15 protein-coding genes and 1 tRNA gene are annotated in these 14,187 nt (G+C 55.6%); 7 read left to right on the top strand and 9 right to left on the bottom strand.

Annotation, left to right across the window (positions count from 1 at the left end; genetic code table 11):
- Window positions 1–76: 76 nt before the first annotated feature.
- The 3 genes from AAEZ03_RS14545 to AAEZ03_RS14535 are packed head-to-tail and all read right to left on the bottom strand — an operon-like array spanning window position 77 to window position 2,984.
- Window positions 77–1,039 (bottom strand): ABC transporter substrate-binding protein, encoded by a 963-nt coding sequence (locus AAEZ03_RS14545; protein WP_350579524.1) that lies wholly within the window; start codon window positions 1,037–1,039, stop codon window positions 77–79.
- A 2-nt stretch (window positions 1,040–1,041) separates the two neighbouring features.
- Window positions 1,042–1,368, bottom strand: coding sequence for a 4Fe-4S dicluster domain-containing protein (locus tag AAEZ03_RS14540; protein ID WP_153375299.1), 327 nt, complete (start codon window positions 1,366–1,368; stop codon window positions 1,042–1,044).
- Window positions 1,365–2,984 carry an FAD-dependent oxidoreductase gene (locus tag AAEZ03_RS14535; protein ID WP_350579522.1) on the bottom strand — a complete coding sequence of 540 codons (1,620 nt, stop codon included), beginning with the start codon at window positions 2,982–2,984 and terminating at the stop codon, window positions 1,365–1,367. The genes AAEZ03_RS14540 and AAEZ03_RS14535 overlap by 4 nt, the downstream gene beginning before the upstream one ends.
- Window positions 2,985–3,286: 302 nt before the next feature.
- Between AAEZ03_RS14535 and AAEZ03_RS14530 the strand changes: the two genes are divergently transcribed.
- The 3 genes from AAEZ03_RS14530 to AAEZ03_RS14520 all read left to right on the top strand — a co-directional run bounded on the left by AAEZ03_RS14530 (window position 3,287) and on the right by AAEZ03_RS14520 (window position 4,840).
- The gene (locus tag AAEZ03_RS14530) at window positions 3,287–3,601 is read left to right on the top strand and encodes a type II toxin-antitoxin system RelE/ParE family toxin (RefSeq protein ID WP_048368676.1); all 315 of its coding nucleotides are present in this window, start codon (window positions 3,287–3,289) and stop codon (window positions 3,599–3,601) included.
- A gap of 2 nt (window positions 3,602–3,603) precedes the next feature.
- Window positions 3,604–3,891, top strand: a complete 288-nt coding sequence (nadS, locus tag AAEZ03_RS14525; protein WP_046031301.1) for a NadS family protein — start codon at window positions 3,604–3,606, stop codon at window positions 3,889–3,891.
- A 187-nt stretch (window positions 3,892–4,078) separates the two neighbouring features.
- Window positions 4,079–4,840 carry a class I SAM-dependent methyltransferase gene (locus AAEZ03_RS14520; protein ID WP_350579518.1) on the top strand — a complete coding sequence of 254 codons (762 nt, stop codon included), beginning with the start codon at window positions 4,079–4,081 and terminating at the stop codon, window positions 4,838–4,840.
- A gap of 347 nt (window positions 4,841–5,187) precedes the next feature.
- On the opposite strand, the gene AAEZ03_RS14515 is transcribed toward AAEZ03_RS14520, so the two are convergent.
- Complete coding sequence (locus tag AAEZ03_RS14515; RefSeq protein WP_123750314.1) at window positions 5,188–6,159, bottom strand: AraC family transcriptional regulator; 972 nt, start codon at window positions 6,157–6,159, stop codon at window positions 5,188–5,190.
- Window positions 6,160–6,608: 449 nt separating this feature from the next.
- Between AAEZ03_RS14515 and AAEZ03_RS14510 the strand changes: the two genes are divergently transcribed.
- Window positions 6,609–7,451: a MinD/ParA family ATP-binding protein gene (locus AAEZ03_RS14510; RefSeq protein WP_350579516.1), complete on the top strand. Its 843-nt coding sequence runs from the start codon at window positions 6,609–6,611 to the stop codon at window positions 7,449–7,451.
- A 303-nt stretch (window positions 7,452–7,754) separates the two neighbouring features.
- A complete protein-coding gene (locus AAEZ03_RS14505) occupies window positions 7,755–8,981 on the top strand; it encodes an MFS transporter (protein WP_350579515.1) in 1,227 nt (408 codons plus the stop codon).
- A 73-nt stretch (window positions 8,982–9,054) separates the two neighbouring features.
- On the opposite strand, the gene AAEZ03_RS14500 is transcribed toward AAEZ03_RS14505, so the two are convergent.
- From AAEZ03_RS14500 to dapA, 5 genes are all read right to left on the bottom strand, one after another.
- Window positions 9,055–9,144 (bottom strand) — tRNA-Ser (locus AAEZ03_RS14500).
- A 92-nt stretch (window positions 9,145–9,236) separates the two neighbouring features.
- Window positions 9,237–9,950, bottom strand: coding sequence for a phosphoribosylaminoimidazolesuccinocarboxamide synthase (gene purC, locus AAEZ03_RS14495; protein WP_048368685.1), 714 nt, complete (start codon window positions 9,948–9,950; stop codon window positions 9,237–9,239).
- Window positions 9,951–9,978: 28 nt separating this feature from the next.
- Window positions 9,979–10,737, bottom strand: coding sequence for an MBL fold metallo-hydrolase (locus tag AAEZ03_RS14490; protein WP_048368686.1), 759 nt, complete (start codon window positions 10,735–10,737; stop codon window positions 9,979–9,981).
- 4 nt (window positions 10,738–10,741) lie between these two features.
- Window positions 10,742–11,857: an NlpB/DapX family lipoprotein gene (gene bamC, locus AAEZ03_RS14485; protein WP_123750258.1), complete on the bottom strand. Its 1,116-nt coding sequence runs from the start codon at window positions 11,855–11,857 to the stop codon at window positions 10,742–10,744.
- Window positions 11,858–11,874: 17 nt separating this feature from the next.
- Entirely contained in the window at window positions 11,875–12,753 is an 879-nt protein-coding gene (gene dapA / locus AAEZ03_RS14480) for a 4-hydroxy-tetrahydrodipicolinate synthase (protein ID WP_153372288.1), read from the bottom strand.
- A 328-nt stretch (window positions 12,754–13,081) separates the two neighbouring features.
- On the opposite strand from dapA, the gene AAEZ03_RS14475 reads away from it, so the two are divergent.
- Window positions 13,082–13,642 carry a glycine cleavage system transcriptional repressor gene (locus AAEZ03_RS14475; RefSeq protein WP_048368689.1) on the top strand — a complete coding sequence of 187 codons (561 nt, stop codon included), beginning with the start codon at window positions 13,082–13,084 and terminating at the stop codon, window positions 13,640–13,642.
- A gap of 14 nt (window positions 13,643–13,656) precedes the next feature.
- The gene (locus tag AAEZ03_RS14470) at window positions 13,657–14,130 is read left to right on the top strand and encodes a peroxiredoxin (RefSeq protein WP_123750256.1); all 474 of its coding nucleotides are present in this window, start codon (window positions 13,657–13,659) and stop codon (window positions 14,128–14,130) included.
- Window positions 14,131–14,187 lie beyond the last annotated feature (57 nt).

Raw genomic sequence — 14,187 nt, 5'->3', positions numbered from 1 at the left:
AGCTTGCCTCGCGATCTTTTGACCTTTTAAAAGATCGCGAGGCAAGCTCGCTCCTACAGTTGGTTAGGGCGGTTGGTTAGACCTTCCACTCGCTTATATCGAAATCACGTCGGATCAGGCGTTGTTCGAGCAGGAACTGTTTGGAACCACTCAACAATTCAAGGCCTACCGGGGATAGTGGCTCCAGCTGAAACTCATTCCCGGTGTAGGTGGCTTCAATCGCCGCCTGGGAGTATTTGGACGCCTGGGCATGGAAGCTGAAGTAAGCCGGCCAGTCGGCCGTGATCTGCGCCACCGACTCACGGCGCGCAGCCAACCAGGCCTCACTGAAGTGGGGCACTTGTTTCAATAACTTCTCACTGGCGACGGTCACGGTGCAGCCGCGCAAGTGCGGGTGGTCAGTGGCCTGGTCGATCAGCGGGTAACCATTGCTCAACAGCGTAGGGCCCAATTCGCTTTGCGCCGCGTAGGCGGCGATATCGCCCCGCGCCAGTGCGGCTTCCGAATCGCGGGCAGGCAAGGCCACGATTTTGGTGTCTTTGAGAATGCCTGCCTCGTGCAAGGTGCCGATCAGGTAGCGGTGCATGTACGACCCCAGCGGCGTGGCAACCACCTTGCCTTTGAGTTCGGCCACAGAGCTCACGCCGTTCTTGGGAGTGAAGAGCCAGGCGTTCATTCCCACGGCATCGATGCTGAGCAAACGGCTGGCCTGGCTCATGGCGTAACACACCATGGCCGGGGTATCGCCGTAGGTGCCGACATCCAGCGCACCCGACAGCAAGGCTTCATTCAGTTCCGGGCCGTTCACAAACATGTAAGTGCTGATGTTGTCGAAGCCCAGTGGCTCCAGATGTTTTTGCGTTAACCCTTGGTGCAAGGCCCAACCGGAGGGCCCGGTAGGCACTGTGGTCGAACCCACATAGCCCACACGCAAAGTACGCTTTGGGTCGCTGGCGGCGAGCAAACGCCCGGGCAATCCTAACAAGGCCGCAGCACCGAGCCCGGCCCCCAAAAACTGCCGTCGATTGAATCCCTTCATGGTTAATACTTTCCTAGCAAATGGTAACTCTGGTCATCGCTGGCGGTAGACGCCCGCCCCTTGCCCCAACCCACCGCGCTGCGGTAGCTGCCCAGCCACTGCCGGGTCTGGTCAGCGATCTCGACAGGCGTAGCCAGGCGGTCTGCGTACGGCGCCACAAACAAGGCATCTTCGGGGCAGTAGACTTCGCACATAAAGCAGGTCTGGCAATCGCTCTGCCGAGCAATCAACGGCGCCTCCCCCGGTACTGGCGCGAACACGTTAGTGGGGCAAGCCAGCACGCAAATGTTGCAGCCGGTGCAACGCTGCGGATCAATCAGTTCAATCATGCCGCCTGCCCTCTCAGCAACTGCTCCATCACCGGCCCGAGGCGTTCATGCCCGGTCCAGACGTCATCCAGCCCGCCACTGATAACCCGGTGGCGTTGCGTCACGTCGGTGCCTGCATAGTCGCTGCGCCGGTGCATGCCACGGGACTCGGTGCGTTCCAGCGCACTGCGGTACATCCAGCGGGACACCGCCAGCATCGCCGTGGCTTCGCGCAGGCGCAGGGTTTGTTCGTGGTCCGCCGCCGGGGCCGCGTGGCGCGTCTGCTGCCACAGCGTGTCGAGCCGGCCGAGCGAGGCCTGCAAATCTTCGCCATGGCGGAACCAGTTGCGCTGATACGGGAACACTTCATCCTGCACGGCTTTGATCAGCGCGCCGCTGTCCATGCGCTGACCTCGAGCATCGAGCAAGCCCGCCCTGCCCTGGGCGCGTAAATGGGTGCTGGCCGCCAGTCGGTTGGCCTGAGCGAACTGCGCCGCGCCAGCGCCTGCCCAAAAGCCGGACGACAACGCCCACGCCGCGTTATGACTGCCACCCCCGGTGAACGCCCCGCAGATCAGCTCGCGAGTCGCCGCATCACCGGCCGCGTACAAGCCCGGCACGCTGGTCGCACACTGTTCATCGACAATGCGCAGGCCACCGGTGCCACGCACCGTGCCCTCCAGGCGCAAGGTCACCGGGAACAACTGCTGGAAAGGATCAATGCCAAGACGATCGAACGACAGAAAAAAGTTCGGCTGCGCCAGGCGCATCTGCGCCTGAACCGTGGCATCGGCCTTGTCCAGCCGCGCATACACCGCCTCGGTTTGCAGCGCTTTGGCAATCACGCCACGGCCCAGGGCCGAACCTGCGCCTTCCATCACGCGGCCGTCAGCATGATAAAAAACCGCCCACTTATAGAGCGCCGACTTGGTCACCGACGAAAAAGCCGGGCACAAGCCATACGCATTGGAAAACTCCATGCCGGAAAAGTCGGCGCCGACTTCGGCCGCCATCAAATGCCCGTCGCCCGTCAATACATTGCAACCCAGCGCCCGACTTAGAAACGCGCAGCCACCCGTCGCGATGACCACGGCAGCGGCTTCGACCTTCCATTCATGATTTTTCTGCCGCGAGAAACCGGACGCACCGCTGACGCGCCCTTCACTGTCTGAGAGCAGTTGCAGCGCCGGGCTGTGATCGAGAATCCGCACACCGGCCTGCTTCACCCGCTTGCGCATCAAACGCATGTATTCCGGGCCCTGCAAAGAAATACGCTGCTGCTGGCCGTCGCTGTCGAGCGGGAACGGATAACCCCAATCAGCAAGGGTTTGCATGTTGCTCCAGGTTTGTTCGAGGACGCGGTCCATCCAGTCGTTTTCCGCCAGATAGCCACCGCGCGCATAGCGGCTGGCTTTGGCGTCTTCACGCTTTTGCGCGTCAGGCTCGACGTACCAAACGGCCGTGCCCGATGGCGCCGTAGCCCCGGACGCCCCGCAGTAGCCTTTGTCCGCCAGCACCACACGTGCGCCCTGGGCCGCCGCACTGATCGCCGCCCAAGTGCCCGCGGGTCCACCCCCGATCACCAGCACATCGGCGCGCCACTCACGCCCGCCCACGCGCTCCTCCAGACCTGACATAGTGAATTCCTTGTTGAAACAGAAGAATTTTAGGTATGACGGGCCCGACTTCAGTCAGGTGGTTGATGGCATTGCTGATTATAAAAATAAAAGGAAAAAGTCTAAAAACGAAAGACCTGCTTGTTATTTGGTTATAACGAGTTTTAGGGGGCTGGAAGAGTCTGTGGCAAGTGACAGGTTTGCAGCTGGTTTGGGCTTAAGAGCATGAAATGACATTTAAATGCAGTAACAACTGATCAGATGTTAAGGAGTACGGCCCAGCTTAGAATTGCCCAACAGTAAGCCACTGGCGTACATTAGCAATGATCTTCATTGAAACCCCGATTTTTACCCGCAGAGCTAAAGAGTTAATGAATGAGGATGCTTATATCGCTTTGCAAAGGGTGCTCGTACTGAATCCTTCTGCAGGTGACGTAATGGAAGACACGGGTGGTATCAGAAAAATCCGGATCGCGGCCAAAGGCCATGGAAAACGGGGCGGTGCACGCGTGATTTACTATCACTTCGTCTCGGCCTCGCAAATAGCACTACTGATGATCTACCCGAAAAATGAACAACAAGACCTGACAGCCGATGAGCGCAGAGCACTCAAAGCCGTCATTGAACACTGGAGATAACCATGAGCAAATTTTTTGATGAGCTAATGGAGAGCGTGCAGCAAATGGACGAAATTGTCCGAGGCGAACGTCGTCCGTCCCGTGAGTTTCACGTTGACGCACTGCAAGTAAAAGAGATCCGTAAAGCAACAGGTCTGACGCAAGCCAAATTTGCAGCGCTGATTGACGTTCAACTCGGCACCTTACGTAACTGGGAACAAGGCCGTAGAGAGCCCACCGGCCCCGCCAAAGCCCTGTTAAAAGCCATCCATAATGACCCGGTGCACGTACTCAATGCGCTGGCTGGCTGATCAACACAACCTCTGACGACCTTCCCCAGTGCTGCGCCAACAGCAGCACAGCAGAAGCGCTGCTTGCAGCCAGACACCTTCTGAGCAGGTAATGCCCGACAAGCCTGGTAAACATTAATGGCGTGTTTTTTGCTGGACGTTTGCTCAACTTCAACCCTTCAGGCGCCCCCTCCACAGGAGTTTGTAGATGAGCGACACGACCTCACCCCGGCCTCAGAACGTGTACGACGATCCAGTATTTTTTGAAGGTTACAAGAACCTGCGCCAGAAGGATTCGGGGCTGAACGGTGTACTTGAGATACCGGCATTTCATGCGCTGTTGCCCAAATTGCAGGGGCTTAAGGTGCTGGATTTGGGTGCGGGGTTTGGTGATTTCGCTCGCTATGCCCGCAGCCAGGGCGCCCAGACGGTCACTGCTGTCGATATTTCACAAAAGATGTTGTCTGAGGCCCGACACCTCACCCATGACGACAAGATTGTGTATGTTCATTACCCGATCGAAAGCTTCACACCCCAGGCTCAAGCTTTTGATCTGGTGGTGTCATCGCTGGCGCTGCACTACGTCGATGATTATGCAGCGGTGGTCAAACGCGTGTACGCGAGCCTTGTCCCCGGTGGCCAATTCGTTTTTTCAGTCGAACACCCGCTCTGTACGGCGCAGCCCAGCGGCTGGGTCCTCAGCCCTGAGGGCGAGCGCCTGCATTGGCCGTTGGACAATTATCACTATGAAACAGAACGCCAAAGCCATTGGTTTGTGGAGAACGTGACCAAGTTTCACCGGACTCTGCAAACCTACGTCAACACACTGATAGCTGCGGGTTTTCGCCTGGATCATCTGGGCGAACCCACGCCTTTGCCGCATGCACTAAAAGAGCGCCCATCATTAACAGATGCACTTAGACGCCCGCCTTTTTTATTATTGGCAGTGAGCAAGCCCGACGTAAGCTGAATGAACACCGATATAATTCGTCTGACTTTTCGCCATGTTTCTATGGAAAAATCGAGACATTAAAAGGCTATGGATGGCCTCCCCTTTCGCGCTTCTGATTGTCACCAACAGGTCTGGAACACCCCTGACAAAGCCATAACGCAACATCTTTTTTTGAAAATATATCGATTACTAACTGTCATCCACGCTTAGAGCGATGATCATTTCAAAGCTGCTAAATAGCTGACAGGAAAAGCAAAGTCACGCACACCCATAAATCACCAAAAACAAAATATGTATTTTTTATGACAACAAATAAATAGAAATAAAAGCTAAAACCAAAACTCCTGACTATCACCATTAAAAATTCAAGACAAATCCCTGTAGTTCTGAGGCGTCATCCCAAACCACCTCAAAGAGGCTTTATAGAAACTACTCTGATCACTAAAGCCCAATGTCGCAGAAATATACTTAATACTGTATACCGAGTGCCGCAAGTAATCATGCGCCAAGGCTTGCCTCACATCGTTGTACACCATGGAAAAGCTGAGCCCCTCATTCCTTAAAGAGTACTGCAAGGTTCTTTTGCTCACTTTAAGTGCGTCCGCTATTGAATCCAATGTTGGGGTAACCCCAAGCGCTAAACTTTGCGCAACAGCTCTTCTTATCTTCGACGATGCGAAACCGGTGGGCGATGATTCCAGCTGGACTTTAAGAAACTCAGCGTGCAGACGGTCTAGCTTTGGCGATGCTGTAATCAGTGGGTAGTTGCAAATTTCCCGAGGAAATACCAGTACATTATGGCCTGCTGAAAACTTTAAATTCCGGCCAAACACCTCTTCCAGCCCCCCTCTTTCGCCGGGAGGGGCATAGACTAATTCAACCCCCAACGGCACCACATAATAATGTGGGACCAACCACCTGATCAGTGCCAGTAAAATTGAGAAGCCTGCGTCTATAAAGACGCGAGGCACTTTTTTGGTCACCTCAATACTGACAATTTTTACGATATGGTCATGTAATTCCAGCTTTAATAATGAACCACTGCTAATCAAGGGATAGTAATTTACCAGGCGTTCAAGGGCTCCCCCTAATGTCGCACATGACATGACTGCATACCCCAACGCCCCCAGCATGGCGGGGTGCATGTTCCTGTACGCCCTCAGTCCCAGATCCGGATCGCAAGAAGTTACAGCAAGATTGGCCAACCACTCATACACCGACTGGATTTCAACAAATTCCGTGTCATCGACATAATCATGAAATGTTTCACTGGACTTATAGACAGTCCCCAACGCTCGACAGAGCAAGTAAACATATGATTTTCGAATTCTATACATTCATTCATCCACGGAACAAACAAGAGCACGAACGAGTGCCTTCTAATTTTCAGACATAAAATAACGTGCACAACAGACTCTATAGAATTAATCCTGCCACAGGACTGAGTCAATGCTGTTGCGCTTCAGGACATACTATTAGCCTCAGGGGACACTTATGATTAAAGCATACGCATGGGAGAATGAAATCACATAGCAAGTCTCTAAAAAACCCAAGAAGTATCAACCCCATGGACAATCATAGAAAAAAACGCGGATGGTGGTGGGCTTATAAAAAAATACGCTCATTACACTGTTCCCGAAGTACCGCCGCATTAAGAGCCACGCGCTTTTTACTCACGGGGGACACGGGTGCTTTCAGAGACAAACATAGCCACTACAAAATAAGAATAAAATTATAACCAGGCAAGTTTACACTTGCGCAACCCGCTAAGGACGGCGTTAACCTCATGAAAAAAAAGCATTCGGTTCAGGTCCTTGCCATTACCGGCGGCAAAGGAGGCACCGGCAAAAGCACACTGGCCATCAATCTATCCATTGCCCTGGCCACTTTAGGGCAGAGGGTTGCATTACTGGACGGCAACCTTGAACTGCCTTGCATCGATACACTGCTGAATATCAGACCGCAGAGAACACTCTCAAACTTGATTGAAGGCAATTGCACCTTAACCGACATACTGCACACCGGCCCCCGAGGCATCAACTTGATACTCGGCACCCCCTACTCAAAAACGATGCACGGTCTTCTAACCGCTCATCACGTCGGGATTATAAACGCGTTCAACGAAATCCAGACTGAAGTGGATGTACTGGTTGTAGATACTGCCTCCGGGGCCAATGAGTCTGTCCTGAACTTCACACGTGCCGCTCATGAAGTATTGGTGGTCATCTGTAATGAGCCAGCTTCGATCCTGAATGCACACGCACTTATCTATACGCTAAATAACCAATATAAAATCAGAAAATTCAGAGTTATCAGTAATAGAACCTATAGCCCTATGGAAGGCCGCGATGCATTTAGCAAACTGCTTGCCCTCACCTCCTGCAACGTTGACTTGTCACTTATGTATGTTGGCAATTTACCCGAAGATCTCGCCGTACGGTACGCGACCCATAAACGACGAGCCGTCTATGAAATTTCACCCCGCTCGAAATTTTCTCGAGAGCTTGAAGCGATTGCAAAAAAAATCAGCAGATGGCCACTCCATACAACACCGAGAGGGCACATCGAGTTTTTCATGGACAGTTTGATCATGGCGCCACCGGGTCATGGCACAAAGACACCCGGATAATAGCTCTCATTCCCTATTGTGCAAACTGCATTTACTGTTCATGTTCAAAAAAATGACAGTCAAAAATATTTCGTCAAGCGGTTGACGCATTTAACCCTGAGCTTTTTGTCGCACTTGCAAACATCAGCCGCTCAGTAAGCCACTGTTCTACCTCGCGAAAACAACCGGGTCATCGCATTAATTACACTGATGATCACTATCGAAACGACCGCCTGCCTGCTTGCCGTAACGGCTTCTTATAATCGCCTCCCAATTCCCCTCCTCGCCTGCCCTCAGGCGATATCCATCCTGGAACCCCACCCCATGCCAAGCGCAAGCCAGGCCTCCAGCGGCCTACCCGAACATAATCAGCAAAGCGTCAAACAGCAGTGGATGGCGATTCTGTCGGTCTGCGTAGGCGCCTTTGCCTTAGTGACCAGCGAATTTCTCCCGGTGGGCGTCCTCAACGACGTCGCCACCGACCTTGGCATCAGCGCAGGCCACGCCGGGCTGATGGTAACCCTGCCCGGCATCATGGCGGCGCTCGCCGCCCCCTTACTGTCTGTCGGTATCGGCGCCATGGACCGCCGCTATCTGCTAATCAGCCTGACCCTGCTGATGATCGTCGCCAACTCGGTGGTAGCCGTCGCCAGCGACTTTAATTTGCTGCTGTTAGGCCGCGCATTGCTGGGTATCAGCATCGGCGGCTTCTGGGCGACCGCCATCGGCCTCAGCGGCAGGCTGGCGCCCAAAGGCGTGAGCGTCGCCCAGGCAACCTCAATCATCATGTTCGGGGTGACGCTGGCCACCGTGCTGGGCGTGCCCGTGGGCACTTGGTTGAGCGGCTTGATGGGCTGGCGCATGACGTTTCTACTCACCGCGCTGCTAGGCTTGCCGGTGCTGCTGGCGCAAATTTTTCTGTTGCCGCGCCTCAATCCGGAAAAGGCCATTTTGGTGAGAGACCTGCCTGCCTTGTTTATCAACCCGAAATCCCGGGTTGGCCTGATCGCCGTATTGCTCATTGGCCTGGCCCACTTTGCGGCGTACACCTACGTTGCACCGTTCTTTAAAAACAGCTCGGGCTTCGATGGACCGACCATTGGTTCCCTGTTGTTGCTCTACGGCGCGGCCGGGGTTCTGGGTAACTTCTTTGCCGGCTTCGCGGCCAACCGCAGCGTGCGCTACACCTTGCTACTGGTTGCACTGATGATCGGCGCCAGCACCGCCCTGTTCCCCCTTTTCGCCACCCACATGACCGGCGCCGTCATGCTCATCGCACTTTGGGGCTTTGCCTTCGGCGCCTTCCCGACTTGCGCCAGCATCTGGATGTTCGTCGTCGCTCCCAAAGACGTTGAACGCGGCATGCCGCTGTTCATCGCCTTGTTCCAGGTGATTATCGCCCTGGGCTCATTCTTCGGCGGCCAGATCGTCGACCAAATGGGCAGCGCAATGCTATTCAGCCTCGCCACCGCACTGGTCGGCTGCGGCTTTGTCACCGTGCTGGTGCTGGGGCGCAATGTGAGTAATAACCTGGTGGCAGAGCCGGCTTAATCAGCGGTAGGATGTATCGAATAGAAACGAAAAAGCCCCGTAGCTTATTCAGCTACGGGGCTTTTCTATGTAATGGCGGAGAGATAGGGATTCGAACCCTAGGTACTGTCGCCAGTACAACGGATTTCGAATCCGTCCCATTCGGCCACTCTGGCATCTCTCCAACGGCGCGCATCATAACAACGCTTTTGATTTCAGGCAAAGCCTTTTTTCAAAAAAATCGCGTGCTATCAGTTGCTTGCGCGCGTTTACAGCTTAAAGCGGGACGCCGAGGCGGTTTGCAACTTCTTCGTAGGCTTCGATAACGTCGCCCAGGCCCTGACGGAAACGGTCTTTGTCCATTTTCTTGCCAGTGGCTTTGTCCCACAGACGGCAGCCGTCCGGGCTGAATTCGTCGCCCAGGACGATGGTGCCGTCGTGGAATACGCCGAATTCAAGTTTGAAGTCGACCAGCAGCAAGCCTGCGTCGTCGAACAGTTTGTTCAGCACGTCGTTAACTTTGAGCGACAGTTCTTTCATGCGAACCAGTTGCTCGGCTGTGCCCCAACCGAATGCCACTACGTGGGATTCGTTGATGAACGGGTCGCCCTTGGCGTCGTCCTTGAGGAACAGTTCGAAGGTGTAAGGGTTGAGCTTCATGCCCTCTTCAACACCCAGACGCTTGACCAGGCTGCCTGCCGCGTAGTTACGCACAACGCATTCAACCGGGATCATGTCGAGCTTTTTAACCAGGCATTCGTTGTCGCCCAGCAGTTTGTCGAATTGCGTCGGCACGCCGGCGGCTTCGAGTTTCTGCATGATGAAGGCGTTGAACTTGTTGTTCACCATGCCTTTACGATCGAGCTGCTCGATACGCTTGCCATCAAATGCTGAGGTGTCGTTGCGAAACAACAGGATCAAGCGGTTTTCGTCGTCAGTCTTGTAAACCGATTTCGCTTTACCGCGATAGAGTTCTTCACGTTTTTCCATGATGGGCTCCGCATGCTAAGTAGGTGGGCTAGGCGATTGTGCGCCAGTCGAGCCCTGAATCTTGATCCGCCAGTTGCAGCCAGTCCGGGTCGCACCCAAGGGTGTCGACGAAACATTGTCGGGCCAGCTGCGGCAGGTTGTTCTTGCTGCTGAGGTGGGCCAGCACCAGGTGTTGCAGGTCTTTCCAGCCCAACTCGGCCACCAGGTTTGCAGCCTGATGGTTGTTCAAATGTCCTTCCTGACCACCCACTCGCTGTTTGAGAAAGTAGGGGTAGTGACCACGGGCCAGCAGGTCGCGGCAATGGTTAGCCTCGATCATCAGTGCATCCAGATCACGGTAGCTGTGCAGCACGCCCGCGCAATAGGAACCCAGGTCGGTCAACAAGCCAAAACGCCGCTGACCATCACTGAATACATATTGGGTGGGCTCCTGAGCATCATGCGCCACACGGGTCACACTGATGGTCAGGGCGCCGATCTGCAGCGTCTCACCGTCTGCCACGAAACCTGCCGGCTCCAGTGGTTTGCGCATCCCGCGCTGAGTGCCACGGCTCATATACACCGGCAAATTGTAGCGCCGAGACAGCAAACCCACGCCATGCACGTGATCGGCATGTTCGTGGGTTACCAGAATCGCGCTCAGTTGGTGTGGGCTGACGCCTAACCGAACCAGGCGACGCTCGGTTTCTCGTAACGAGAAACCGCAATCGACCAATACATAGGTGCTGTCGCTGGCTATCAGCGTGCCATTCCCTTGGCTACCACTGCCGAGAACGGCAAAACGCATAAAATTAGCCCAGGTTGTCTTGAATCTCGCTCAACACTTTGCGCGCCACTTCTGGCGATGCGCTCTTGTTGATGTTCTCTTCAACCGTCACTTGTACGCTGTCGCCGACCTTGCTCAGGCGAACCTGATAACGCTGGGCGCGGGCTTCAACTTCTTCCTTGCTCGGCTTGCCACCAAAGAGACCGGAGAAGAAACCAGGTTTCTCGTCCTTCTTCTCGGCTTTTTCCGCCAGGTTGATGTAGTACAGGCCCAATGTGCGGTTGATGTCTTCAACGCGCCAATCGCCTTGCTCAAGCGCACGACCAACGCTGGACCAGGCACGGTCGAGGTCTTCGGTGAGGCTCAGCACCGGGTTGCCGCTGCCGTCTTCGCTCAGGGTGACACGCGCCGGGGTATCGAAGTCACGGGCTGCCAGCAACGACACCGAACCGCCCTTCTCGGCGCTGCGGCTCATGCTGATCAGCATTTCGTCAACCAGACCCGCATCCAGACCGGTGTTCACCGAGTTCTGAGTGAAATCAACATTGGCGGTGCTGCCCGCCGGGCGGTTGGCGCTGACCACGTAGATTTCGCTGGTGTTGCGCTGCACGCCTGGCTCGATACGCACCCGCAGACGGGTTTCGCTGTCGGCAGCCAAGCCGCTGCTGGTCACGTGACGGGCAATCGGTGAGGACAATTCGCCAGCCTGCTGCCAAGCGGTGGTGAACTCGCCGGTTTGTGGGCGCTGCTCATCAATACGGAAGCCGTTGTCCTGGAAGAACTGCATCGCAACCGACCACACCTCGGACGGCACGTGCTGCGCCAACACCCAACGGCTGTCGCCGGTTTTTTGCAGGCTGTAGTCGCCGGAGCTGGCAATCGCCGCCAAGGGTTGTGGACGTGGCACGACAAACTCGCCCTTGACGTTGTCATCCGGCACGTTGGCCGGGATCGGCAACAACGGCACAAGGCGCTTGTCAGTGACAACGCCCGGCGGCAGTTTCATCGGCGCAGTTTCTTGAGCTTGCAAATAGTCGCTGCCACGGTCCCGGAAGTACCCATCTGGGCCCCACAGCCAACCGCAGCCGCTGGTGCTTGAAATAATCACGGCTAGTGCGGAAAGTCCGGCCAATCGCTTCATGCGTAATGCTTCCTCAATTAAACCAGGACGCCGGACTGGCGCATGGCCTGCCGCAGCGGTTCGTGACAGGCTTCGCTGAGCCAGGTGAGCGGCAGACGGATACCGTCCGGCATCAAGCCCATCTCATGCAGCGCCCACTTCACGGGGATCGGGTTGGATTCGATAAACAGGGTTTTATTGAGCGGCATCAGTTTTTCGTGAATCGCACGGGCCGTGTCAGCATCGCCACGCATCGCAGCGGCGCACAGATCGCTCATGTCACGAGGGGCAACGTTGGCGGTCACCGAGATATTGCCTTTGCCGCCGAGCAGGATGAGCTCTACAGCCGTGGCGTCATCACCGGAGTACACCAGGAAATCGCTGCTCACACCGGCCAGAATGGCGGGTACACGGGTCAGGTCGCCAGTGGCTTCCTTGATGCCGATGATGTTTTTCACTGTCGACAGGCGCACCACGGTTTCTGGCAGCATGTCGCACGCCGTACGGCCCGGAACGTTGTAGAGGATCTGCGGGATATCAACCGCTTCGGCAATGGCTTTGAAGTGCTGATACAAGCCCTCTTGGGTCGGCTTGTTGTAATACGGCGTCACCAGCAGGCACGCATCTGCGCCCGCGGCCTTCGCGTTGGAGGTCAGTTCGATCGCTTCACGCGTCGAGTTGGCGCCTGTACCGGCAATCACCGGAATACGCCCCGCCACCTGTTTGACGACGTGACGAATCACTTCGATGTGTTCGTTCACATCCAGAGTTGCTGATTCACCTGTGGTGCCAACGGCAACAATGGCGTTGGTGCCCTCTTGCAGGTGAAAGTCCACCAGTTTGCTCAGAGCGTCCCAATCAAGACGTCCTTGTGCATCCATAGGTGTGACCAGTGCCACCATACTGCCCGCAATCATGCAACCGCTCCTGCCGGAAAAAGAGAGCCGTAATGGTACTGGCGCCATGACCCTTGCACAAGCAACAGCGCGCCTCATGAGCATTCCCCTTCGCGTTGCTTTTCGCTACCCTTCATCCTTTGATTGGTACTGATGTGTGCGAACGTCTGTTTTACGGGCCTTTATGTCAGCATTTCACACCCTGCCCCCACTCCACAGAACGCAGTTTGCCGCGTGTGCAAATTGCCTGAAACGGCCTGCTGGCGGGCTTCTGCTGTTTGTTAAGGGCTTGATTCTCGACTCGCACGTCATCGACCGTACTGACCGCTCATCGTTTTAGGAAGGCTGCATGTCCACCCCCACAGTCCGCGAACAATTCCTTGTCATCAGTGCACTCGGCGCCAATCCCATGGAGCTGACTAACGTCCTGTGCCGGGCCAGCCATGAAAATCGCTGCGCGGTGGTGACCTCTCGTCTGACTCGCCACGGCGAATGCAGCGCGCTGGTACTGGAAATTTCTGGCAGTTGGGATGCTCTGGCCCGCCTTGAGGCCGGCCTGCCCTCCCTGGCCAAACGCCACGCTTTCAACGTCAATGTTGTGCGCAGCGCGGCACTTGAAACACGCCCGCAAGCACTGCCGTACGTGGCTTATGTTAGCTCGGCCTACCGCTCGGACATCATCAACGAGCTGTGCCAGTTCTTCATGGACCACAACGTTGAACTCGAAAACCTGACCTGCGACACCTATCAGGCGCCGCAAACCGGCGGCACCATGCTCAACGCCACGTTCACCGTGACCTTGCCGCCCGGTGTGCAAATCAGCTGGCTGCGCGACCAATTCCTGGATTTCGCCGATGCCCTGAACCTCGACGCGCTGATCGAACCGTGGCGCCCACAGAACCCGATGTAAGGAAGGAACCCCTCATGGCCGTTGCACTTGACCAACCCGTAAGCGACTTCCAGATCCCGGCGACCGGCGAGAAAACCGTTAGCCTGTCGGCCCTTAAAGGCAAGCAGGTGGTGATTTACTTCTACCCCAAAGACAGCACGCCGGGCTGCACCACTGAAGGCCAGGGCTTTCGTGACCATTACGCAGAGTTCCAGGCAGCCAATACCGAAGTGTTTGGCGTATCACGTGACAGCCTCAAGTCTCACGAGAACTTCAAGGCTAAGCAGGCGTTTCCATTTGAATTGCTGAGCGACAAGGACGAAGCCTTGTGCCAGCTGTTTGACGTGATCAAGCTGAAAAAGCTCTACGGCAAGGAATACCTGGGCGTGGATCGCAGCACCTTCCTGATCGACAAGGACGGCGTCCTGCGTCACGAATGGCGCGGCGTAAAAGTGCCAGGGCACGTTGAAGCGGTGCTGGAACAGGCCAAGCAATTAAACCAGGCCTGACCCTGTAGGAGCGAGCTTGCCTCGCGATCTTTTGATCTTTTAAAGATCGCGAGACAA

The organism is Pseudomonas sp. HY2-MNA-CIBAN-0224 (assembly GCF_040310285.1).
In the GTDB taxonomy this organism is placed as follows: Bacteria; Pseudomonadota; Gammaproteobacteria; order Pseudomonadales; family Pseudomonadaceae; genus Aquipseudomonas; species Aquipseudomonas helleri.
The sequence above is the reverse complement of the archived record's forward strand: the minus strand, read 5'-3'. Positions and strand labels throughout refer to the sequence as shown.